The 21593-nt window shown below is 56.4% G+C and carries 22 protein-coding genes; 15 read left to right on the top strand and 7 right to left on the bottom strand.

The features are described 5' to 3' along the window. Positions 1-13 precede the first annotated feature (13 nt). Both hemD and hemC read right to left on the bottom strand, forming a co-directional pair. Positions 14-754, bottom strand: coding sequence for a uroporphyrinogen-III synthase (hemD, locus tag ACOTX3_RS17465; RefSeq protein WP_029883127.1), 741 nt, complete (start codon positions 752-754; stop codon positions 14-16). Then, entirely contained in the window at positions 751-1692 is a 942-nt protein-coding gene (hemC, locus tag ACOTX3_RS17460; protein WP_032618596.1) for a hydroxymethylbilane synthase, read from the bottom strand. Before hemC ends, hemD begins: the two co-directional genes overlap by 4 nt. A 350-nt stretch (positions 1693-2042) precedes the next feature. Here hemC and cyaA point away from each other — a divergent pair, with 350 nt between their 5' ends. After that, entirely contained in the window at positions 2043-4586 is a 2544-nt protein-coding gene (gene cyaA / locus ACOTX3_RS17455; protein WP_013099262.1) for a class I adenylate cyclase, read from the top strand. A gap of 73 nt (positions 4587-4659) precedes the next feature. Here cyaA and cyaY read toward each other — a convergent pair whose 3' ends face one another. Continuing rightward, the gene (gene cyaY / locus ACOTX3_RS17450) at positions 4660-4980 is read right to left on the bottom strand and encodes an iron donor protein CyaY (RefSeq protein ID WP_013099261.1); all 321 of its coding nucleotides are present in this window, start codon (positions 4978-4980) and stop codon (positions 4660-4662) included. 135 nt (positions 4981-5115) lie between these two features. On the opposite strand from cyaY, the gene lptM reads away from it, so the two are divergent. From lptM to corA, 8 genes are all read left to right on the top strand, one after another. Continuing rightward, complete coding sequence (gene lptM, locus ACOTX3_RS17445) at positions 5116-5319, top strand: LPS translocon maturation chaperone LptM (RefSeq protein ID WP_013099260.1); 204 nt, start codon at positions 5116-5118, stop codon at positions 5317-5319. Between the two features lie 35 nt (positions 5320-5354). Then, positions 5355-6179 (top strand): diaminopimelate epimerase, encoded by an 825-nt coding sequence (dapF, locus tag ACOTX3_RS17440; RefSeq protein WP_013099259.1) that lies wholly within the window; start codon positions 5355-5357, stop codon positions 6177-6179. After that, positions 6176-6883 carry a DUF484 domain-containing protein gene (locus ACOTX3_RS17435; protein WP_013099258.1) on the top strand — a complete coding sequence of 236 codons (708 nt, stop codon included), beginning with the start codon at positions 6176-6178 and terminating at the stop codon, positions 6881-6883. The genes dapF and ACOTX3_RS17435 overlap by 4 nt, the downstream gene beginning before the upstream one ends. Then, positions 6880-7782: a tyrosine recombinase XerC gene (gene xerC, locus ACOTX3_RS17430; protein ID WP_058678770.1), complete on the top strand. Its 903-nt coding sequence runs from the start codon at positions 6880-6882 to the stop codon at positions 7780-7782. The genes ACOTX3_RS17435 and xerC overlap by 4 nt, the downstream gene beginning before the upstream one ends. Continuing rightward, positions 7782-8498, top strand: coding sequence for a 5-amino-6-(5-phospho-D-ribitylamino)uracil phosphatase YigB (yigB, locus tag ACOTX3_RS17425; protein WP_013099256.1), 717 nt, complete (start codon positions 7782-7784; stop codon positions 8496-8498). Before xerC ends, yigB begins: the two co-directional genes overlap by 1 nt. Positions 8499-8606: 108 nt before the next feature. After that, a complete protein-coding gene (uvrD, locus tag ACOTX3_RS17420; protein WP_013099255.1) occupies positions 8607-10769 on the top strand; it encodes a DNA helicase II in 2163 nt (720 codons plus the stop codon). 149 nt (positions 10770-10918) lie between these two features. After that, complete coding sequence (gene ysgD / locus ACOTX3_RS17415) at positions 10919-10975, top strand: YsgD/CorL family protein (protein WP_212743980.1); 57 nt, start codon at positions 10919-10921, stop codon at positions 10973-10975. Between the two features lie 151 nt (positions 10976-11126). Beyond that, a complete protein-coding gene (corA, locus tag ACOTX3_RS17410; RefSeq protein WP_008501540.1) occupies positions 11127-12077 on the top strand; it encodes a magnesium/cobalt transporter CorA in 951 nt (316 codons plus the stop codon). Positions 12078-12148: 71 nt separating this feature from the next. Here the strand turns inward: corA and rarD are convergent, their stop codons facing one another. Next, positions 12149-13045 (bottom strand): EamA family transporter RarD, encoded by an 897-nt coding sequence (gene rarD / locus ACOTX3_RS17405; RefSeq protein WP_029883129.1) that lies wholly within the window; start codon positions 13043-13045, stop codon positions 12149-12151. Positions 13046-13096: 51 nt separating this feature from the next. Beyond that, positions 13097-13564, bottom strand: a complete 468-nt coding sequence (gene yigI / locus ACOTX3_RS17400) for an acyl-CoA thioesterase YigI (protein ID WP_013099253.1) — start codon at positions 13562-13564, stop codon at positions 13097-13099. A 162-nt stretch (positions 13565-13726) separates the two neighbouring features. On the opposite strand from yigI, the gene pldA reads away from it, so the two are divergent. From pldA to rhtC, 3 genes are all read left to right on the top strand, one after another. Continuing rightward, complete coding sequence (gene pldA / locus ACOTX3_RS17395; RefSeq protein ID WP_013099252.1) at positions 13727-14596, top strand: phospholipase A; 870 nt, start codon at positions 13727-13729, stop codon at positions 14594-14596. A gap of 90 nt (positions 14597-14686) precedes the next feature. Further along, a complete protein-coding gene (gene recQ / locus ACOTX3_RS17390) occupies positions 14687-16516 on the top strand; it encodes an ATP-dependent DNA helicase RecQ (protein WP_058678769.1) in 1830 nt (609 codons plus the stop codon). Between the two features lie 61 nt (positions 16517-16577). After that, positions 16578-17198 (top strand): threonine export protein RhtC, encoded by a 621-nt coding sequence (gene rhtC / locus ACOTX3_RS17385; protein WP_014833703.1) that lies wholly within the window; start codon positions 16578-16580, stop codon positions 17196-17198. Here rhtC and rhtB read toward each other — a convergent pair. Continuing rightward, complete coding sequence (rhtB, locus tag ACOTX3_RS17380; protein ID WP_013099249.1) at positions 17195-17815, bottom strand: homoserine/homoserine lactone efflux protein; 621 nt, start codon at positions 17813-17815, stop codon at positions 17195-17197. The genes rhtC and rhtB overlap by 4 nt on opposite strands. A gap of 111 nt (positions 17816-17926) precedes the next feature. Between rhtB and pldB the strand changes: the two genes are divergently transcribed. The 3 genes from pldB to ACOTX3_RS17365 all read left to right on the top strand — a co-directional run bounded on the left by pldB (position 17927) and on the right by ACOTX3_RS17365 (position 20727). After that, a complete protein-coding gene (gene pldB / locus ACOTX3_RS17375) occupies positions 17927-18919 on the top strand; it encodes a lysophospholipase L2 (protein WP_013099248.1) in 993 nt (330 codons plus the stop codon). A gap of 25 nt (positions 18920-18944) precedes the next feature. Continuing rightward, positions 18945-19745, top strand: coding sequence for a sugar/pyridoxal phosphate phosphatase YigL (yigL, locus tag ACOTX3_RS17370; RefSeq protein ID WP_013099247.1), 801 nt, complete (start codon positions 18945-18947; stop codon positions 19743-19745). Between the two features lie 82 nt (positions 19746-19827). Continuing rightward, the gene (locus tag ACOTX3_RS17365; RefSeq protein WP_058678768.1) at positions 19828-20727 is read left to right on the top strand and encodes a carboxylate/amino acid/amine transporter; all 900 of its coding nucleotides are present in this window, start codon (positions 19828-19830) and stop codon (positions 20725-20727) included. Here the strand turns inward: ACOTX3_RS17365 and metR are convergent. After that, positions 20615-21568, bottom strand: a complete 954-nt coding sequence (gene metR, locus ACOTX3_RS17360; RefSeq protein WP_013099245.1) for an HTH-type transcriptional regulator MetR — start codon at positions 21566-21568, stop codon at positions 20615-20617. The genes ACOTX3_RS17365 and metR overlap by 113 nt on opposite strands. Between the last annotated feature and the right edge of the window lie 25 nt (positions 21569-21593).

Genomic DNA, 21593 nt, shown 5'->3' with positions numbered 1-21593 from the left:
CCCATTATGAGAGTTATTGTAATGCGCGCAGCAGCGCATCGTTGTCGGCGTTATCAGCGATCCGAATATCTTGCCAGCCCAGTTCTCGGGCGAGGTTCGCCAGACGCTCACTGACGACCAAAAGCCGACAGTGGAGTAACCAGTTTTCACGATACCAAAGCGGCACCAGCGACCAGAGTTGCTGCAGCATTTCGCCGCTGGTCACCACCAGCGTTGTAATGCCGCGCGTATGCCAGCGCATCGCCTCTTGTGCACCATCGTAATGTTTTGCACAGCGTTGATAACATTCGCAAAACGTGACGTCAGCTCCGCGTTCACGCAGCGTTTCGCCTAACAGTTCGCGTCCGCCGTTACCGCGTAAAATCAGCGCACGCTTTCCGATTAGGGTTTGTAATTCAGGTAATTGTAGCAAGACTTCGCTGGTTTCCCGATCTAACGGGTAACGTACGTCTGCTCCACTTACGGTATGCAGCGCCAGAGCGGTGGAACGGCCAATCGCGAAATAGCGTGGCGCGGTAGGCCAGTTCAGTCCCTGCTGCTGTAGCTGCGCATGGGCAAATTCCACGGCATGTTGCGACAAGGCAAACAGCAGGTCGCCTTCCTGAAGGGTATTCATATGGTCGGCGAGCGCGGACAGCTCCCGACCCGGGGAGAATTCAATAAGCGGAAAACTCCAGGCCACCTGCCCCAGTGCGCGCAGACGGCTCACTAACTGCTCTCCTGCAGGAGAAGGGCGGGTGACGAGAATACTCATGCAGGGGGCTCTCCATCGTAAACGTCAGCCAGAATCTCGCGGGCACCGTTATCCAGTAACTCTTCCGCCAGCGAAACGCCAAGCTGCTCAGCATCTTGCGGTTTACCGCGGCGCTCACCGCGTACCATCTGCGAACCGTCCGGCGCGCCAACCAGCGCACGCAGCCACAGTTCACCGTTAATTAATTCAGCATAGCTGCCAATCGGCACCTGGCACCCCCCTTCAAGGCGGGTATTCATCGCACGCTCGGCTTTGACGCGAATGGCCGTCTCGTCATGATTCAGCGGCGCAAGCAGTTCACGGGTACGCCTGTCATCCAGACGGCACTCAATACCTACAGCGCCCTGTCCCACGGCCGGCAAAGAGAGCTCCGGTGGCAACGCGACGCGAATGCGTGACTCCAGCCCCAGACGCTTAAGTCCTGCTACCGCGAGGATAATGGCATCGTAATCGCCGTTATCCAGCTTGCCCAGACGCGTGCCAACGTTACCGCGCAGCGAGCGTATGATCAGATCCGGACGGCGTTCAGCCAACTGACACTGGCGGCGTAAACTGGACGTGCCAACCACGCTGCCTTTGGGCAACGCATCTAGCGAGTCAAACTGGTTAGAGACAAACGCATCGCGCGGATCCTCGCGCTCGCAAATGGTCACCAGCCCCAGCCCTTCCGGGAACTCGACGGGCACGTCTTTCATCGAATGCACGGCGATATCGGCGCGGTTCTCAAGCAATGCCAGTTCCAGTTCTTTGACAAACAAGCCTTTGCCGCCCACTTTCGCCAGCGGCGTATCAAGGATCACATCGCCGCGCGTGACCATGGGTACCAGCTCGACGCGCAAGCCGCTGTGGCAGGCTTCCAGGCGCTGCTTAACATAATGTGCCTGCCAGAGCGCAAGAGGGCTTTGGCGTGTGGCAATTCTCAAAACATTGTCTAACATGCTTGTTACCGTCATTATCAATCGCTAACCATCCTAACATTGTTGACTCTGGGATGGCAGTTTTACGGTGATGAAGAAGAGAGGGACAGGGCGGGAGTTCTCGTCAGCCACAGCCGTATTAAGGAATTTACACGTACAGAACGGTGCTACACTTTGTATGTAGCGCAACTTTCTTTACGGTCAATCGGCAAGGTGTTAAATTGATCACGTTTTAGACCATTTTTTCGTCGGTACCAGCATAATGATAAGGGCGAAAAAGGGTAACGGTTATCTTTTTGAAATACTGCGGGCTCGCTGTTATTTTTGTTTTTGAATAGCTTGCGACACCCGGAAACATCAGGCGATACGTCTTGTACCTCTATATTGAGACTCTGAAACAGAGACTGGATGCCATCAATCAACTGCGTGTGGATCGCGCGCTTGCTGCCATGGGCCCTGCTTTCCAGCAGGTATACAGTCTGCTGCCGACATTATTGCACTATCACCATCCGCTGATGCCGGGTTACCTTGACGGTAACGTTCCCAAGGGCATTTGCCTTTTCACGCCTGATGAAACCCAACAGCATTATCTCAACGAACTTGAACTCTACCGTGGCATGCCGCCGCAGGAATCCCCGAAAGGTGAACTGCCTATCACCGGCGTTTACTCCATGGGGAGCACCTCTTCGGTAGGGCAAAGCTGTTCGTCTGACCTGGACATCTGGGTCTGTCATCAATCCTGGCTCGATAACGAAGAGCGTCAGTTGCTGCAGCGTAAATGTAGCCTGCTGGAAAGCTGGGCGGCATCGCTTGGCGTGGAAGTGAGCTTCTTCCTGATTGATGAAAACCGTTTCCGCCATAACGAAAGCGGCAGTCTGGGTGGTGAGGACTGTGGCTCCACGCAGCACATTTTATTGCTGGACGAATTTTACCGTACGGCAGTGCGTCTGGCCGGGAAGCGTATTCTGTGGAATATGGTCCCGTGCGAAGAAGAAGAGCATTACGATGATTACGTGATGTCGCTCTACGCGCAGGGCGTACTGACGCCAAACGAATGGCTGGATTTGGGCGGCCTGAGCTCCCTGTCAGCCGAAGAGTACTTTGGCGCGAGCCTCTGGCAGCTTTATAAGAGCATCGACTCACCGTACAAAGCGGTGCTGAAAACGCTGTTGCTCGAAGCCTATTCCTGGGAATACCCAACCCCACGCCTGCTGGCGAAAGATATCAAGCAGCGTCTGCACGACGGGGAGATTGTCTCCTTTGGGCTTGACGCCTACTGCATGATGCTGGAACGCGTTACCGAGTACCTGAAAGCCATTGATGACACCACGCGTCTCGACCTGGTGCGTCGATGTTTCTATCTCAAAGTTTGTGAGAAATTGAGCCGCGAACGCGCCTGCGTGGGCTGGCGTCGTGAAGTGGTTTCTCAGCTCGTCAAAGAGTGGGGATGGGGCGAAGAGCGTCTCTCCATGCTCGACAATCGCGCCAACTGGAAAATCGATCAGGTGCGTGAAGCGCACAACGAACTGCTTGATGCGATGATGCAAAGCTACCGTAACCTGATCCGCTTTGCGCGCCGTAACAACCTCAGCGTGTCCGCCAGCCCACAGGACATCGGGGTATTGACCCGCAAGCTGTATGCCGCGTTTGAAGCGCTGCCGGGCAAAGTCACCCTGGTTAACCCGCAAATTTCGCCCGATCTGTCAGAGCCAAACCTGACCTTTATCTATGTGCCGCCGGGCCGCGCGAACCGCACCGGGTGGTATCTGTATAACCGTGCCCCAAGCATGGATTCAATCATTAGCCATCAGCCGCTGGAGTATAACCGCTACCTGAACAAGCTGGTGGCCTGGGCCTGGTTTAATGGCCTGCTGACCTCGCGCACCCGCCTGTTTATCAAAGGCAACGAAGTGGTCGATTTAGCCAAACTGCAGGAGATGGTGGCGGATGTCTCCCATCACTTCCCGCTGCGTCTGCCGGCACCCACGCCAAAAGCGCTCTACAGCCCGTGTGAAATTCGTCATCTGGCGATTATCGTCAACCTGGAATATGACCCGACGGCGGCCTTCCGCAATCAGGTCGTGCATTTTGACTTCCGCAAGCTGGACGTCTTCAGCTTTGGCGAGCAGCAAAATTGCCTGGTCGGCAGCGTGGATCTGCTGTACCGCAACTCGTGGAACGAAGTGCGTACGCTGCACTTCAACGGCGAGCAGGCGATGATCGAAGCGTTGAAAACCATTCTCGGTAAGATGCACCAGGATGCCGCGCCGCCGGACAGCGTGGAAGTGTTCTGCTACAGCCAGCACCTGCGTGGTTTGATTCGTACCCGCGTGCAGCAGTTAGTTTCAGAGTGTATTGAGCTGCGTCTTTCCAGTACCCGTCAGGAAACCGGTCGCTTTAAAGCGCTGCGTGTTTCAGGGCAAACCTGGGGTCTGTTCTTCGAACGCCTGAACGTGTCGGTGCAGAAGCTGGAGAACGCCATTGAGTTTTACGGCGCGATTTCCCACAACAAACTGCATGGCCTGTCGGTTCAGGTGGAGACCAACCACGTCAAGCTGCCGCAGGTGGTGGATGGATTTGCCAGTGAAGGGATTATCCAGTTCTTCTTTGAAGAGTCGGGAGACGATGCCGGTTTCAACATCTATATTCTTGATGAGACCAACCGCGCAGAGGTGTATCACCACTGCGAAGGCAGTAAAGAGGAACTGGTGCGTGACGTTAGCCGCTTCTACTCCTCGTCACACGACCGCTTCACCTACGGCTCCAGTTTCATCAACTTCAACCTGCCGCAGTTCTACCAGATTGTGAATGTCGATGGCCGTGCGCAGGTGATTCCGTTCCGGACTCAGGCCGTAACGCCTGCCGTGCCTGCGAATCAGGATACCGCACCGCTGTTGCAGCAGTATTTCTCGTGATGCTTTTCGCCGGGTGGCTACGGTCCGAGCCGTTGTAGGCCCGGTAAGGCGTAGCCGCCACCGGGCAACAACACTACCTGAAACTCACATCTTCACCCGCCTGCGCGGTTGCAGCCTGCTCCAGCAGATCCCAGAAGGTTTCGCCGCTACGGTCACAAACCCATTCATCCCCTTTCAGATCGAAATGGTAGCCACCCTGTCTGGCCGCCAGCCATACCTGGTGAAGCGGCTCCTGGCGGTTAATAATAATTTTGCTGCCGTTTTCGAAACTGAGGGTCAGGATACCGCCGTTGATTTCACAATCGATATCGCTGTCGCCTTCCCAGTCGTCCAGGCGCTCTTCAATGGTCATCCACAGGGTGTCGGCAAGGCGATGGAATTCACTGTCGTTCATGGTTTTGTTCCTGTTTTTCGTGATGCCGGCAGTATAACCCTAAATAATTCCCGTTGCAGGAAAGCGGCAAACTCTTGCTTTTGTGTCTTCTCCTGCGATGATAGAAACAGATTTGAACTTACGGGCAACTTTATAATGAAAAACGCTTTCCGAACGCTTGCCGTTCTCATCACGCTGTTTAGTCTGACTGGCTGTGGACTGAAGGGGCCGCTGTACTTCCCGCCAGCGGATAAAACCGCGCCGCCGCCGACGAAACCTGTGAACAGCGGCATTGAGTCATCTACGCCAGACACTAACGATCGTGGCAACAACGGTGGCCCGACTCAGGTTAATCTCTGACGATCACGTTCTGTACCCGCGCAATGGAGCAAATGATGCAGTTCTCTAAAATGCATGGCCTTGGTAACGATTTTATGGTCGTCGACGCGGTAACGCAGAATGTCTTTTTCTCCCCGGAACTGATCCGCCGCCTGGCGGATCGACACCTGGGCGTGGGGTTCGATCAACTGCTGGTGGTTGAACCGCCGTACGATCCCGACCTCGATTTCCACTACCGTATTTTCAATGCGGATGGCAGCGAGGTGAATCAATGCGGCAACGGCGCGCGCTGTTTTGCCCGCTTTGTCCGCCTGAAAGGGTTGACCAACAAACGCGATATCCGTGTCAGCACGGCGAATGGCCGCATGGTGCTCAGCGTTACCGATGACGAGCTGGTGCGCGTGAACATGGGCGAACCAAACTTCGAGCCTTCTGCGGTGCCGTTTCGCGCAAACAAAGCGGAAAAGACCTATATTATGCGTGCGGCCGAGCAGACAGTATTGTGTGGCGTCGTCTCGATGGGAAACCCACACTGTGTGATTCAGGTCGATAACGTGGAAACGGCCGCGGTTGAAACCCTGGGCCCGGTGCTGGAAAGCCATGAACGTTTCCCGGAACGGGCGAATATCGGTTTTATGCAGGTGGTGAAGCGTGAGCATATCCGTCTGCGCGTGTACGAGCGCGGCGCGGGCGAAACGCAGGCTTGCGGAAGCGGTGCCTGTGCTGCGGTGGCCGTCGGCATCTCTCAGGGGTTACTGGCCGAAGAGGTTCGCGTGGAGTTACCAGGCGGTCGTCTTGATATCGCCTGGAAAGGACCGGGTCATCCACTGTATATGACTGGCCCGGCGGCACATGTCTATGACGGGTTTATCCATCTATGAAACAACCAGGGGAAGAACTGCAGGAAACGGTGACGGAACTGGACGACAGGGCTGTTGTTGATTATCTGCTGCGCAATCCTGAGTTTTTTATTCGCAATGCACGCGTCGTCGAAGCGATGCGTGTGCCGCATCCGGTTCGCGGGACCGTGTCGCTGGTCGAATGGCACATGGCACGCTCGCGCAACCACATCAATCAGCTTGAAGAGAACATGACGCTGCTGATGGAGCAGGCCAACACGAACGAAAGCCTGTTCTATCGTCTTCTGCATCTGCAGGCGCGTCTGGCCTCGGCGCACAGCCTCGAAGAATTTCTCAGCCGCTTCCACCGCTGGGCGCGTGAACTGGGGCTGGCTGGCGCAACGATTCGTCTTTTCCCTGACCGCTGGCGCATTGGCGCGCCGTCCGGTTTTACCCATCTGGCGTTGAGTCGCCAGGCGTTTGAACCCCTGCGTATTCAGCGTCTGGGCCACGAACATCACTATCTTGGGCCGCTTAACGGGCCGGAACTGCTGGTGGTACTGCCGGAGGCGAAAGCGATAGGCTCGGTGGCGATGTCGATGATGGGGCGTGATGGCGATCTGGGGGTGATGTTATTTACCAGCCGCGACGCGCATCATTACGAGCAGGGACAAGGCACGCAGCTGCTGCAGGAGATCGCCCTGATGCTGCCTGAGCTGCTGGAGCGCTGGATTGAACGTGTATGACGGACGCCCTGCTCGCGACTGACGTCTCGCGCTTTCTGCGCTACCTGGGCGTTGAACGTCAGCTAAGCCCCATTACGCTGCTGAATTATCAGCGTCAGCTTGATGCCATCATGCAGATTGCCGATGAGATCGGCCTGAAAAGCTGGAAACAATGTGACGCTGCAACCGTCCGTGGGTTTGTTGTGCGCAGCCGTAAAAAAAACCTAAGCCCGGCGAGTCTGGCGCTCAGGCTTTCTGCGCTGCGCAGTTTCTTCGACTGGCTGGTGAGCCAGGGCGGCTTAAAAGCCAACCCGGCGAAAGGCATCGCCACGCCGAAAGCCCCGCGTCACCTGCCGAAAAATATCGACGTCGACGATGTAAACCGCCTGCTGGATATTGACCTCAACGACCCGCTGGCCGTGCGCGATCGCGCGATGCTGGAGGTCATGTACGGTGCGGGCCTGCGTCTTTCCGAACTGGTTAATCTCGATTTAAAACATCTCGATCTGGAGTCCGGCGAAGTGTGGGTGATGGGTAAGGGCAGCAAAGAGCGCCGCCTGCCGATTGGCCGTAATGCCGTCTCGTGGATTGAGCACTGGCTGGATCTGCGCGGGCTGTTTGGCGCCGAGGAGGAGGCGCTGTTCCTGTCGAAACTCGGCAAGCGGATCTCGGCGCGTAACGTGCAGAAACGCTTTGCAGAGTGGGGCATTAAGCAGGGGTTGAACAGCCACGTCCATCCGCACAAGCTGCGCCACTCTTTTGCCACCCACATGCTGGAATCGAGTGGCGATCTGCGTGGCGTGCAGGAGCTGCTCGGCCACGCGAATCTCTCCACCACCCAAATCTATACCCACTTAGACTTTCAACACCTTGCGTCGGTGTATGACGCGGCGCATCCACGCGCCAAACGGGGGAAATAATGCGTTTTTACCGCCCACTGGGTCACATCTCAGCCCTGACTTTTGATCTTGATGACACCCTTTATGACAACCGTGAAGTGATCCTGCGAACTGAGCAGGAGTCACTGGCGTTTGTTCAGAACTACCATCCGGCGCTAAAGACGATGCAGAACAAGGACTTTCAGCTGCTGCGTCAGTCCCTGCGTGAGACCGAGCCGGATATTTATCACGATGTAACCGAATGGCGTCGCCGTGCGGTGGAGCAGGCGATGCTCAACGCTGGGCTGAGCGCACAGGATGCGGCCGTCGGGGCTGAAGCCGCAATGGAAAACTTCGCCAAATGGCGCAGCCGTATCGACGTGCCGCAGGAAACGCACGACACCCTGGCAAAACTGGCAGAAAAATGGCCGCTGGTCGCCATCACCAATGGCAATGCGCAGCCGGAGCTGTTTGGTCTGGGGGATTACTTTGAATTTGTGCTGCGGGCGGGTCCGCACGGGCGCTCGAAGCCGTTTAACGATATGTATCATCTGGCGGCGGAGAAGCTGAACCTGCCGCTCGGCGAAATGTTGCATGTGGGTGATGACCTGACCACAGACGTAGCGGGTGCCATCCGCTGCGGTATGCAGGCCTGCTGGATCAAGCCAGAAAAGACGGACCTGATGATCGCCCCGGACAGCCGTCTTCTGCCGCACCTGGAAATTTCACGGTTGGCATCCCTCACGACGCTGATATAATCACCAGTAATATTGTATAAATTACCAGGGTTTTTGCAGTTGTAGGCCCGGTAAGCAAAGCGCCACCGGGCGCTTTGCTGTGTTCCTGAATACTATGTGACGGTGCCAATGGACGTTTCTTACCTGCTCGACAGCCTTAATGACAAACAGCGTGACGCGGTTGCCGCCTCGCGTACCAACCTGCTGGTGCTGGCTGGGGCGGGCAGTGGTAAGACGCGCGTGCTGGTTCACCGTATCGCCTGGCTGCAGAGCGTGGAAAACTGCTCTCCGTACTCCATCATGGCGGTCACGTTCACCAACAAGGCGGCGGCGGAGATGCGCCACCGTATTGCCCAGCTGATGGGCACCAGCCAGGGCGGCATGTGGGTCGGCACCTTCCACGGTCTGGCGCACCGTCTGCTGCGTGCGCACCATATGGACGCCAATCTGCCGCAGGATTTCCAGATCCTCGACAGTGAAGACCAGCTCCGTCTGCTGAAACGCCTGATTAAGGCGATGAACCTCGACGAGAAACAGTGGCCGCCGCGTCAGGCGATGTGGTACATCAACGGCCAGAAAGACGAAGGGTTGCGCCCGCACCATATTCAGAGCTTTGGCAATCCGGTGGAGCAGACCTGGCAGAACGTTTACAAGGCCTACCAGGAAGCGTGTGACCGCGCCGGGCTGGTGGACTTTGCCGAACTGTTGCTGCGCGCCCACGAGCTGTGGCTGAACAAACCGCATATCCTGCAGCATTACCGTGAACGCTTCACCAATATCCTGGTGGACGAATTCCAGGATACCAACAACATCCAGTACGCCTGGATCCGCCTGCTGGCCGGGGATACCGGCAAGGTGATGATCGTAGGCGATGACGACCAGTCCATCTACGGCTGGCGTGGCGCGCAGGTGGAAAACATTCAGCGCTTCCTCAACGACTTCCCCGGCGCCGAAACCATCCGTCTGGAGCAGAACTACCGCTCGACCAGCAATATCCTCAGCGCGGCCAACGCCCTGATTGAAAACAACAACGGGCGTCTGGGTAAAAAGTTATGGACCGACGGGGTCGACGGTGAGCCGATTTCCATTTACTGCGCCTTCAACGAGCTCGACGAAGCACGTTTCGTGGTGAACCGCATCAAAACCTGGCAGGACAACGGTGGCGCGCTGGAACAGTGTGCCATTCTCTACCGCAGCAACGCCCAGTCGCGCGTGCTGGAAGAGGCGCTGCTGCAGGTGAGCATGCCGTACCGTATCTACGGCGGCATGCGCTTCTTCGAACGTCAGGAGATCAAAGACGCGCTCTCGTATCTGCGCCTGATCGCTAACCGAAACGACGATGCGGCGTTTGAACGTGTGGTGAATACGCCAACCCGCGGCATTGGTGACCGGACGCTGGACGTGGTGCGTCAGGCCTCGCGCGATCGCCAGCTTACGCTCTGGCAGGCGTGCCGCGAGCTGTTGCAGGAAAAAGCCCTCGCCGGACGCGCTGCCAGCGCGCTGCAGCGCTTCCTGGAATTAATTGACGCGCTGGCGCAGGAAACCGCCGACATGCCGCTACACGTGCAGACTGACCGGGTGATCAAAGACTCCGGCCTGCGCACCATGTACGAGCAGGAGAAAGGCGAGAAGGGCCAGACCCGTATTGAGAACTTAGAGGAACTGGTGACGGCAACGCGCCAGTTCAGCTACAACGAAGAAGACGAAGACCTGATGCCGCTGCAGGCGTTCCTTTCTCACGCCGCGCTGGAAGCGGGCGAAGGGCAGGCGGATACCTGGCAGGATGCGGTTCAACTAATGACCCTGCACTCTGCCAAAGGCCTCGAATTCCCGCAGGTGTTTATCGTCGGCATGGAAGAGGGCATGTTCCCGAGCCAGATGTCGCTGGATGAAGGTGGGCGTCTGGAAGAGGAGCGCCGTCTGGCTTACGTAGGCGTGACGCGAGCGATGCAGAAGCTGACGCTGACCTACGCTGAAACCCGCCGTTTGTACGGTAAAGAGGTCTATCACCGTCCGTCGCGCTTTATCGGCGAATTGCCGGAAGAGTGTGTCGAAGAGGTGCGTCTGCGTGCCAGTATCAGCCGCCCGGTCAGCCATCAGCGGATGGGCTCGCCGATTGCGGAAACCGACACCGGCTATAAGCTGGGCCAGCGCGTGCGCCATTCGAAGTTTGGCGAAGGCACCATCGTCAATCTGGAAGGCAGCGGCGAGCACAGCCGCCTGCAGGTGGCGTTCCAGGGGCAGGGGATCAAATGGCTGGTGGCCGCGTATGCCAAGCTGGAAGCAGTGTAACTTTCAGAAAAATATCATTATTTTGTAATAATCTGCTAGCCTTATACGTTGAAGGTCAATTAATGCCCTTCAGCGTTTCGTTGCGTGTTGACGCCACAGTTGCTGCTGGCGTAACATGCGCGCACGATTACGCTAAGAGGACATTCGCCTTGGACACACCCAGTAGATACTGGCTCAATTCCCTGTCATCCAGGAACAACTCCTAAGGCTATCTCCTCTTGCTGATGGCCTTAGTGGTTGTCAGCGACCTGCATTATTCCCGTCGCGCTGAGTCAGGCTGTTTAATGGTCTGAAACCCAATTTGTTTCTGTGTGCCCACCGAACTGTCCGATATTTTTTGCATTGGGAGTCCCGGTCATGTTGAGCGCATTTCAACTCGAAAATAACCGACTGACTCGGCTTGAAGCCGAAGAGTCACAGCCCCTCATTGATGCCGTATGGGTGGATCTGGTCGAGCCGGACGACGATGAACGCCTGCGCGTACAATCTGAGCTGGGGCAGAGTCTGGCCACTCGCCCGGAACTGGAAGACATCGAAGCATCCGCACGTTTTTTTGAAGACGAAGACGGCCTGCACATTCACTCCTTCTTCTTCTTTGAAGATGCCGAAGACCACGCGGGGAACTCCACCGTGGCATTTACCATTCGCGACGGTCGCCTGTTTACCCTGCGCGAGCGCGAACTGCCGGCGTTTCGTCTCTACCGTATGCGCGCCCGCAGCCAGGCGATGGTGGACGGCAATGCTTACGAATTGCTGCTCGATCTGTTCGAAACCAAAATTGAGCAGCTGGCGGATGAGATTGAAAATATCTACAGCGATCTGGAAAAACTGAGCCGCGTCATCATGGAAGGCCATCAGGGCGATGAATACGACGAAGCGCTCTCCACGCTGGCGGAGCTGGAAGATATCGGCTGGAAGGTGCGTCTGTGTCTGATGGATACCCAGCGCGCGCTGAACTTCCTGGTGCGCAAGGCGCGTCTGCCGGGCGGCCAGCTGGAACAGGCGCGTGAGATCCTGCGCGATATCGAATCCCTGCTGCCGCACAACGAATCACTGTTCCAGAAGGTCAACTTCCTGATGCAGGCGGCGATGGGCTTTATCAACATCGAGCAGAACCGCATTATCAAGATCTTCTCGGTGGTATCCGTGGTGTTCCTGCCGCCGACGCTGGTGGCATCCAGCTATGGGATGAACTTTGAGTTTATGCCAGAGCTGAAGTGGAGTTTCGGCTATCCGGGGGCGATTATCTTTATGATCCTCGCCGGGCTGGCGCCGTATCTCTATTTCAAGCGTCGCAACTGGCTGTAAAAATCTGGCGGGTGGCGCTGTGCTTACCCGCCCTATGATCGAACTCCCTCTCCCACCGGGAGAGGGGAAAATCACAGCCCTTTACGCACCCGGCGCTGGGTATAAATCGCGTCAGCGACAAAAATCGCCAGCGCCACCCAGATAAACGCGAACGTCACCATCTTATCCGCACCCGGCACTTCGCCGTAAAACACCACCGCCAGCAGGAACATCAGCGTCGGGCCGATGTACTGGAAAAAGCCCAGCGTGGACAGACGCAGGCGCGTTGCCGCACCGGTAAAGCAGAGCAGTGGGATGGTCGTCACCACGCCTGCGGCCATCAGCATCACATTCAGGGACCACGGGTTGCTGCCCATGTGGCTGGTCGGGCTGTCGGCAATGCCGAAGAGATAGATAGCGGCCACCGGCAACAGCCACAGGGTTTCAAACAGCATGCCGGTTTGCGCTTCCACGGCAATCTTCTTACGCACCAGCCCGTAGAACGCAAAGCTGAACGCCAGCCCCAGCGCAATAACAGGCAGTGAACCGAAGGTCCACAGCTGAACCAGCACGCCGCAGAAGGCGAGGATCACCGCCAGCCACTGCATCCGGCGGAAGCGCTCGCCGAGGAAAATCATCCCCAGCACAATATTCACCAGCGGGTTTATAAAGTAGCCCAGACTCGCTTCGAGCATATGATGATTATTCACCGCCCAGATAAACAGCAGCCAGTTTCCGCCAATCAGTACTGCCGAGAGTGCCAGCAGGAAGATCTTCTTCGGGGTTTGTAGCAGCGTTTTGACGCCAGACCACTGACGACTAACGCTCATCAGCGCGATCATGAAGAAGAAGGACCAGATGACGCGGTGAGTGAGGATCTCATCAGCCGGTACGTAAGCGATAAATTTAAAGTAGGCGGGTGCGACACCCCAAATAAAATAAGCGGCAAGGGCGAGTAACACGCCCTGCCGCGTCTGTTTAGCATCCATCGGGAAAATCCGTGACAAAAAAGTGAATTAACTTTACCCGATTTTTCAGCTTCAACCCACCATATAAGTGGCGGTTGCGCTGGCGATATAAAGTTGTTCTTCGTTATGCAGTTCAACACGCGCCACGGCGACCTTATTACCCGCACGGAGCAGGCTGCTGCTGCAGGTGAAGCGGTTTCCGCGTCCGGGACGCAGATAATCGACGCGTAAATCGATGGTACCCATGCGGGATAAGCGCTGACGCAGCTCGTCTTCGTTGATGGTGTCATGGCGGGTCAGGGTGCTGCCAACACATACCAGCCCTGCAGCCACGTCCAGCGCGGAGGCAATCACCCCGCCATGTAAAATGCTCTGTGCCCAGTTGCCTACCATCATCGGCTGGTTGTTAAAACTGAGCTGGGCAAAGTCTTTTTCGTAACGCTCCAGCTCCAGTCCCAGCGCGCGGTTAAACGGCATATGATAAACAAAAATCTCGCCCACGAGTTTTAACGCTTCTTCGGCGGTTAGCATGGCTGACATGAGACATCACATCCTTAATGTTAATAAAATGTTGATTTTATGCCCGGACAGGCAAGAATGCCACTTTCAGAAACGAGGATGCAGCAGTTGCTGCAGAAGTCTGTAGAATGTGCGCCATATAACGATTCAGATCATTTAACATTTTGCAGGAGAACACCACCGATGCGGACGTATCTGGCAGGGTTACTGGCAGCGGTTGCGCTGCCCCTCACAGCCTATGCGCAGGAAGCGACAGTCAAAGAGGTGCATGATACGCCAGCAGTTCGCGGTAGCATTATCGCTAACCTGCTGCAGGAGCATGATAATCCCTTCACGCTCTACCCGTACGACACCAACTATGTGCTCTATACCTGGACCAGCGATCTCAACAAAGAGGCGATTCGCTCCTATGACTGGGCTGAGAATGCGCGCAAAGATGAGGTGAAATATCAGCTCAGCCTCGCATTTCCGTTCTGGCGCGGCATTCTGGGGCCGAATTCGGTTCTCGGTGCATCTTATACCCAGAAATCCTGGTGGCAGCTTTCCAACAGCGGTGAATCTTCACCGTTCCGTGAAACCAACTATGAGCCACAGCTGTTCCTGGGGTTCGCAACGGATTATGAGTTTGCAGGCTGGACATTGCGTGACGTTGAAGTGGGCTTCAACCATGACTCCAACGGCCGTTCCGATCCAACCTCACGTAGCTGGAACCGCGCCTATACGCGCCTGATGGCGCAAAACGGTAATATGATGGTGGAAGTGAAGCCGTGGTACGTGGTGGGCAGCACCGATGACAACCCGGATATCACCAAATATATGGGCTACTATCAGCTCAGGATTGGCTATCAGCTGGGTGATGCGGTGCTGAGCGCCAGGGGCCAGTACAACTGGAACACCGGTTACGGCGGCGCAGAAGTGGGCTTAAGCTACCCGATGACCAAACACGTGCGTATCTATACGCAGGTCTACAGCGGTTACGGCGAGTCGCTCATCGATTACAACTTCAATCAGACTCGCGTGGGTGTCGGCGTGATGCTGAACGATATTTTCTAAGACGCTCGAATGTTTTTGCGTTAAACGTTGAAGTTTCTCTCTCAGGCGCTGAAAATAGCGCCTGTTTCATTTCTGGCATATGGGGTTAACGTGGCGCAGGCGGAAGTATTGAATCAGGAGTCGCTGGCTAAACAGGTTTTGCATGAAACCTTTGGCTACCAGCAGTTCCGTCCTGGCCAGGAAACCATCATTGAAACCGTGCTGGAAGGCCGTGATTGCCTGGTGGTAATGCCGACCGGTGGCGGTAAATCGCTCTGCTATCAGGTGCCCGCGCTGGTACTTAATGGCCTGACGGTCGTGGTATCGCCGCTGATTTCTCTGATGAAAGACCAGGTTGACCAGCTGCTCGCCAACGGCGTGGCGGCGGCCTGTCTTAACTCCACGCAAACCCGCGAGCAGCAGCAAGAGGTGATGGCCGGTTGCCGTACCGGACAGGTTCGCTTGCTGTATATCGCACCAGAACGGTTGATGCTGGATAACTTCCTCGACCATCTGGCGCACTGGAATCCCGTTCTGCTGGCCGTTGATGAAGCACACTGTATCTCGCAGTGGGGCCACGATTTCCGCCCGGAATATGCGGCACTTGGTCAGCTGCGTCAGCGCTTCCCTGAACTGCCGTTTATGGCGCTGACCGCCACGGCAGATGACACCACGCGGCTGGATATCGTCCGCCTGCTGGGGCTGAACGACCCGCTGATCCAGGTCAGCAGCTTCGACCGCCCGAACATCCGCTATATGCTGATGGAAAAATTCAAGCCGCTGGATCAGCTTCTGCGCTATGTGCAGGAGCAACGCGGCAAGTCAGGCATCATCTACTGCAACAGCCGCGCGAAGGTGGAAGACACCGCTGCGCGTCTGCAAAATCGCGGCTTTAGCGCGGCGGCCTATCATGCCGGGTTAGAAAACCACATCCGCGCCGACGTGCAGGAAAAATTCCAGCGTGATGACCTGCAGATTGTGGTGGCGACGGTGGCGTTCGGCATGGGCATTAACAAGCCCAACGTCCGCTTTGTGGTGCACTTCGACATTCCGCGAAATATCGAATCCTACTACCAGGAAACCGGCCGCGCAGGCCGTGATGGTCTGCCTGCGGAAGCGATGCTGTTTTACGATCCGGCCGATATGGCGTGGCTGCGCCGCTGCCTTGAAGAGAAACCTCAGGGACAGCTGCAGGATATCGAGCGTCACAAACTCAACGCCATGGGCGCGTTTGCGGAAGCGCAGACCTGCCGTCGTCTGGTGCTGCTCAACTACTTTGGTGAAGGGCGTCAGGAGCCGTGCGGCAACTGCGATATCTGTCTCGACCCGCCAAAGCAGTACGATGGCCTGATGGACGCGCGTAAGGCGCTTTCGACCATATACCGTGTTAATCAGCGCTTCGGGATGGGCTACGTGGTGGAAGTGCTGCGCGGCGCCAATAACCAGCGTATCCGCGACATGGGCCACGATAAGCTACCTGTCTACGGTATTGGCAAAGACCAGAGCCACGAGCATTGGGTCAGCATTATTCGTCAGTTGATTCACCTCGGTTTTGCCACACAGAACATCGCCCAGCACTCCGCGCTTCAGCTCACCGAAGCCGCGCGCCCGGTGCTGCGTGGGGATGTTGAACTCAAGCTCGCCGTGCCGCGCGTAGTGGCCCTGAAACCGCGGGTGATGCAGAAATCCTACGGCGGCAACTACAACCGCAAGCTGTTTGCCAAACTGCGCAAACTGCGTAAAGCGATTGCCGATGAAGAGAACATTCCGCCATATGTGGTCTTCAACGACGCGACGCTGATCGAGATGGCCGAGCAGATGCCGCTCAGCGCCAGCGAAATGCTGAGCGTCAACGGCGTGGGCACGCGCAAGCTGGAGCGCTTTGGTAAAGAATTCATGGCGCTCATCCGTTCACATGTCGATGGTGATGATGAGGAGTAGTCAGCCGCGCAAAAAAGTGCCAGGATGATGACTCACTGAATTATTTCCCCGCGAGCGAATTATGTTAATGCTATTTCTTACCGTGGCGTTGGTGCACATTGTTGCGCTGATGAGCCCGGGCCCTGACTTTTTCTTCGTGTCACAAACCGCCGTCAGCCGCTCCCGCAAAGAAGCAATGATGGGGGTGTTGGGTATCACTATGGGGGTTATGGTCTGGGCGGCCGTGGCGCTGCTTGGCCTGAACCTCATCCTGGCGAAGATGGCGTGGCTGCATAACATCATCATGGTCGGTGGCGGTCTGTACTTGTGCTGGATGGGCTACCAGATGCTGCGCGGGGCGCTGAAGAAAGAAGAGAAAAAACCGCAAGAGCCAAAAGTTGAGCTGGCAACGGGCGGCCGTAGCTTTGTTAAAGGGCTGCTGACCAACCTGGCGAACCCGAAAGCGATTATCTATTTCGGTTCCGTCTTCTCTCTGTTCGTGGGCGACAGCGTGGGCGCGGGTGCACGCTGGGGTATCTTCCTGCTGATCGTGGTTGAGACGTTTGCGTGGTTCACCGTTGTTGCCAGCCTGTTTGCCTTACCGGCGATGCGCCGTGGCTATCAGCGCATCGCGAAGTGGATTGACGGCTTCGCCGGCGCGCTGTTCGCCGGCTTTGGTATTCACCTTATTATCTCTCGCTAAGCATGACGCGCTGACGCAAGCAGCGCGCCAACCAGCATAAACAGCGAACCAAACACTTTGTTCAGGGCCTTCATTTGCTTAGGCCCTTTAATCCATGCTGCAATCCGCTGCGCCAGCGTCGCGTAGCCAATCATCACAATAATATCGACAACAATGGTAGTCACGCCCAGGACTACGTACTGCATGACCTGCGGCTGATGCGGGACGATAAACTGCGGGAACAGGGCAGCCAGAAAAACGATGCTTTTTGGGTTGGTCAGATTCACAAACACCGCCCGCTTAAACAGGCGGCCGCGCGTTTGCGTCCGGGCAAGAGTGTTGAGGTCAATTGAGCCTGCTGCGCGCCATTGCTGAATGCCGAGCCAAATCAGATACGCCGCACCGGCCCATTTCAGCACTTCAAATGCCAGCACCGAGCGGGAGAAGAGCGTCCCTAAACCCACGCCCACCAGCACAATGTGAATCCCCAGTCCGGTTTGCAAACCGGCAATGGATGCTGCCGCCCCGCGATAACCGTGGTTAATGGAGGTTGTCATGGTATTAATTGCCCCCGAACCCGGTGACAGGCTGAGGATGATGGATGTCAGCAGGTAAGCGAACCACCACTCGAAGGTCATTTGAAACTCCCGAATCGTCTGTTTTTATGCCACAATACGCTATTGTTGAGTCATTTTGTGACCAGTTACGAAAAAAACGATATTCCCTGAATGACGGGGGGTGGAAACCCGATGTTGCAGCAGAAAAAGGACTGGGAAACACGAGAAAACGCATTTGCTGCTTTCTCCATGGGGCCGCTGACCGATTTCTGGCGTCAGCGTGAGGAAGATGAGTTTACGGGCGTCGGGAATATCCCGGTGCGCTTTGTTCGTTTCCGTGATGAAAAAAATGACCGGGTGATTGTGGTCTGTCCCGGGCGTATCGAAAGCTACATCAAATATGCCGAGCTGGCGTACGACCTGTTCCATCTGGGTTTTGACGTGTTAATTATCGATCATCGCGGGCAGGGGCTTTCCGGTCGAATGTTGCCGGATACCCATCGTGGCCACGTAGATAACTTCAGTGATTATGTCGACGATCTTGCCGCCTTCTGGCAGCAGGAAGTGCAGCCCGGCCCGTGGCGTAAGCGCTATATTCTTGCGCACTCCATGGGCGGCGCGATCTCTACGCTCTTTTTGCAGCGCTACGATCACCAGTGCGATGCCATTGCGCTGACCGCGCCGATGTATGGCATTGTGATACGTTTTCCGGACTGGATGGTGCGCCATCTTCTCGACTGGGCTGAGGGCCATCAGCGCATTCGTGAAGGCTACGCCATCGGAACAGGGCGCTGGCGGGCTTTGCCGTTTGCCCTCAACGTCTTAACCCATAGCCGTCAGCGTTATCGCCGCAACCTGCGCTTCTATGCCGATGAGCCTCGCTTGCGCGTTGGCGGCCCCACCTGGCACTGGGTGCGGGAGGGGATACATGCAGGGGAGCAGGTTCTGGCGGGTGTTGGTGATGATGACACGCCGACACTCCTGATTCAGGCTGAAGAAGAGCGTGTGGTGGATAACCGCATGCATGACCGTTTTTGTGAACTGCGCGCTGCCGCCGGTCACCCTTGTGAAGGGGGTAAACCGCTGGTCATCAACGGCGCGTACCATGAGATCCTTTTTGAAAAGGACGCTATGCGCTCAGTCGCGCTTAACGCCATCGTCGAGTTTTTCGACCGGCATAACTGATTTTCTATTGAGGTTAAATTTTCCTATGTACCAGGTTGTTGCATCTGATTTAGATGGCACGCTGCTTTCCCCCGACCACACCCTGTCGCCGTACGCGAAAGAGACCTTAAAGCTGCTGACTGCCCGTGGCGTGCACTTTGTGTTTGCCACCGGGCGCCACCACGTGGATGTGGGGCAGATCCGCGATAATCTTGAGATTAAATCGTACATGATCACCTCCAACGGTGCGCGTGTTCACGACACCGATGGCAATCTGATCTTTACCCACAACCTGGATCGCGATATTGCCGCCGATCTGTTCGGTGTGGTGCACAATAATCCGGCTATCGTCACGAACGTTTACCGCGACGATGACTGGTTCATGAACCGCCACCGCCCGGAAGAGATGCGCTTCTTCAAAGAAGCGGTGTTTAACTACTCCCTGTATGAGCCAGGTCTGCTCGAGCCGGAAGGGATCAGCAAAGTCTTCTTTACCTGCGAAAGTCACGAAGAACTGCTGCCGCTGGAGCAGGCGATCAACGCCCGTTGGGGCGATCGCGTCAACGTAAGCTTCTCCACGCTGACCTGCCTGGAAGTGATGGCGGGTGGCGTTTCCAAGGGGCACGCTCTGGAAGCGGTGGCCAAACGCATGGGCTTTGAGCTGAAAGACTGTATCGCCTTTGGTGATGGCATGAACGATGCTGAGATGCTCTCGATGGCGGGTAAAGGCTGCATCATGCAGAACGCGCACCAGCGCCTGAAAGACCTGCACCCGGAGCTGGAAGTGATCGGCACCAACGCAGACAATGCGGTACCAAAATATCTGCGCAAGCTGTTCCTTGAATAATCTTCATTTGGTTGTTTATTGCTCAGTTGTCAACTAAAGAGTTCGCTACAATGCCTCTCCTTCTTTCTGAGAGACAAGCATTGTGGCGCTACTCATTATCACCACTATCCTGTGGGCCTTCTCCTTTAGTCTGATTGGCGAATACCTTGCCGGATCGGTCGACAGCTATTTCTCGGTGCTGATGCGCGTGGGGCTGGCGGCGCTGGTGTTCCTGCCCTTTTTGCGTACGCGCGGACAATCCCTGCAAACCGTTTTGCTGTATATGCTGGTGGGGGCGATGCAGCTCGGCATCATGTATCTGTTTAGCTTTCGGGCGTATATCTACTTGTCCGTCTCGGAGTTCCTGCTCTTTACGGTGCTGACGCCGCTCTATATCACGCTGATTTACGACCTGCTCAGCAGGCGTCGTCTGCGTTGGGGCTATCTGTTGAGCGCAGCGCTGGCGGTGATTGGCGCGGCGATTATTCGCTACGATAAAGTGAGCGATCACTTCTGGACCGGCCTGATGTTCGTGCAGTTAGCAAACATCAGCTTCGCTATTGGTATGGTGGGCTACAAGCGCCTGATGGAAACCCGCCCGATGCCACAGCACAACGCGTTTGCCTGGTTCTATATGGGGGCGGCGGCGGTCGCGGTCGCGGCCTGGTTTATGTTGGGTAACCCGCAAAAATTACCTACCACCACCGTGCAGTGGGGCATTCTGGTCTGGCTGGGTGTGGTGGCCTCGGGGCTGGGGTATTTCATGTGGAACTACGGCGCAACTCAGGTAGACGCCGGTACGCTGGGCATCATGAACAACGTGCACGTGCCCGCGGGGCTACTGGTAAACCTTGCTATCTGGCAGCAACAGCCCCATTGGCCGAGTTTCCTTATTGGGGGAGCGGTGATCCTGGCTTCGCTGTGGGTACATCGCCGTTGGGTCGCTCCGCGCTCCGCACAAACGGAAGATGGTCGCACGCGTGGTTCCGCGTTGAGCGAATAAACGCTTCCGTGATCGGCTGACGCTGCTCGCCATCGCGCACGGCGGCGTACAGCCGGCTCCACAGCCCTTCTCCCAGGGTTTTGGTGACCACCAGGCCCTGGCGTTCAAAACTCTCTACCACCCAGTGCGGCAGCGCCGCGATGCCCATTCTGGCGGCAACCATCTGAATCAACAGCAACGTATTATCCACGCTTTTCAGCTGTGGGCTGATGCCCGCCGGCTGCAGGAAATGGCGCCAGATATCCAGGCGACTGCGCTGCACCGGGTATATCAGCAGCGTTTCAGTCGCCAGGTCTTCCGGGGTGATACGCGTCTTGCTGGCCAGCGGATGATCCGGTGCCAGCACCAGACGCACCTCATAATCGAACATTGGCGAATAATGCAGACCGCTACGCGGCAGAATGTCTGACGTCATCACCAGATCCAGCTCGCCCTGCTGGAGTGACGGCTGCGGGTCAAACGTCACGCCGGAGGTAAAGTCCATTTCTACCTGCGGCCACTTCTGGCGGAAGTTCTCAAGCGCGGGGGTCAGCCACTGAATACAGCTGTGGCACTCAATGGCGATACGCAATTTAGTTTGCTGCGGCTCATTGCAGGACTGAAGCGCGCTGGCAATCTGCGGCAGCACCTGATTTGCCAGCTGCAGGAGGATCTCGCCCTGGGGGGTAAAGCGCAGCGGCTGGCTCTTACGCACAAAAAGACGAAAGCCGAGACGTTGTTCCAGATCGCTGAACTGGTGAGAAAGGGCGGACTGAGTCTGGTGCAGTGAGGCCGCCGCCGCCGCGAGAGAACCGCAGTTTCGCAACGCTTGTAGCGTTTTCAGGTGTTTTATCTCGATCATGAAAGTCCTTCACTTCGCCATGAAC

This window comes from Enterobacter cloacae complex sp. IR5384 (genome assembly GCF_049237265.1).
Taxonomy (GTDB): Bacteria; Pseudomonadota; Gammaproteobacteria; order Enterobacterales; family Enterobacteriaceae; genus Enterobacter; species Enterobacter cloacae.
Note: the sequence above shows the minus strand (reverse complement) of the source record. Positions and strands in the feature narration are given on the sequence as shown.

What these genes read in the sequence shown, in the direction of transcription:
- pldA (WP_013099252.1), top strand. Translation starts at nt 13,727, where the DNA reads ATGCGGACGTATCTGGCAGGGTTACTGGCAGCGGTTGCGCTGCCCCTC.
- uvrD (WP_013099255.1), top strand. Translation starts at nt 8,607, where the DNA reads ATGGACGTTTCTTACCTGCTCGACAGCCTTAATGACAAACAGCGTGAC.
- xerC (WP_058678770.1), top strand. Translation starts at nt 6,880, where the DNA reads ATGACGGACGCCCTGCTCGCGACTGACGTCTCGCGCTTTCTGCGCTAC.
- dapF (WP_013099259.1), top strand. Translation starts at nt 5,355, where the DNA reads ATGCAGTTCTCTAAAATGCATGGCCTTGGTAACGATTTTATGGTCGTC.
- metR (WP_013099245.1), bottom strand. Translation starts at nt 21,568, where the DNA reads ATGATCGAGATAAAACACCTGAAAACGCTACAAGCGTTGCGAAACTGC.
- yigB (WP_013099256.1), top strand. Translation starts at nt 7,782, where the DNA reads ATGCGTTTTTACCGCCCACTGGGTCACATCTCAGCCCTGACTTTTGAT.
- pldB (WP_013099248.1), top strand. Translation starts at nt 17,927, where the DNA reads ATGTTGCAGCAGAAAAAGGACTGGGAAACACGAGAAAACGCATTTGCT.
- rhtC (WP_014833703.1), top strand. Translation starts at nt 16,578, where the DNA reads ATGTTAATGCTATTTCTTACCGTGGCGTTGGTGCACATTGTTGCGCTG.
- hemC (WP_032618596.1), bottom strand. Translation starts at nt 1,692, where the DNA reads ATGTTAGACAATGTTTTGAGAATTGCCACACGCCAAAGCCCTCTTGCG.
- hemD (WP_029883127.1), bottom strand. Translation starts at nt 754, where the DNA reads ATGAGTATTCTCGTCACCCGCCCTTCTCCTGCAGGAGAGCAGTTAGTG.
- lptM (WP_013099260.1), top strand. Translation starts at nt 5,116, where the DNA reads ATGAAAAACGCTTTCCGAACGCTTGCCGTTCTCATCACGCTGTTTAGT.
- ACOTX3_RS17435 (WP_013099258.1), top strand. Translation starts at nt 6,176, where the DNA reads ATGAAACAACCAGGGGAAGAACTGCAGGAAACGGTGACGGAACTGGAC.
- yigI (WP_013099253.1), bottom strand. Translation starts at nt 13,564, where the DNA reads ATGTCAGCCATGCTAACCGCCGAAGAAGCGTTAAAACTCGTGGGCGAG.
- rhtB (WP_013099249.1), bottom strand. Translation starts at nt 17,815, where the DNA reads ATGACCTTCGAGTGGTGGTTCGCTTACCTGCTGACATCCATCATCCTC.
- yigL (WP_013099247.1), top strand. Translation starts at nt 18,945, where the DNA reads ATGTACCAGGTTGTTGCATCTGATTTAGATGGCACGCTGCTTTCCCCC.
- corA (WP_008501540.1), top strand. Translation starts at nt 11,127, where the DNA reads ATGTTGAGCGCATTTCAACTCGAAAATAACCGACTGACTCGGCTTGAA.
- rarD (WP_029883129.1), bottom strand. Translation starts at nt 13,045, where the DNA reads ATGGATGCTAAACAGACGCGGCAGGGCGTGTTACTCGCCCTTGCCGCT.
- cyaY (WP_013099261.1), bottom strand. Translation starts at nt 4,980, where the DNA reads ATGAACGACAGTGAATTCCATCGCCTTGCCGACACCCTGTGGATGACC.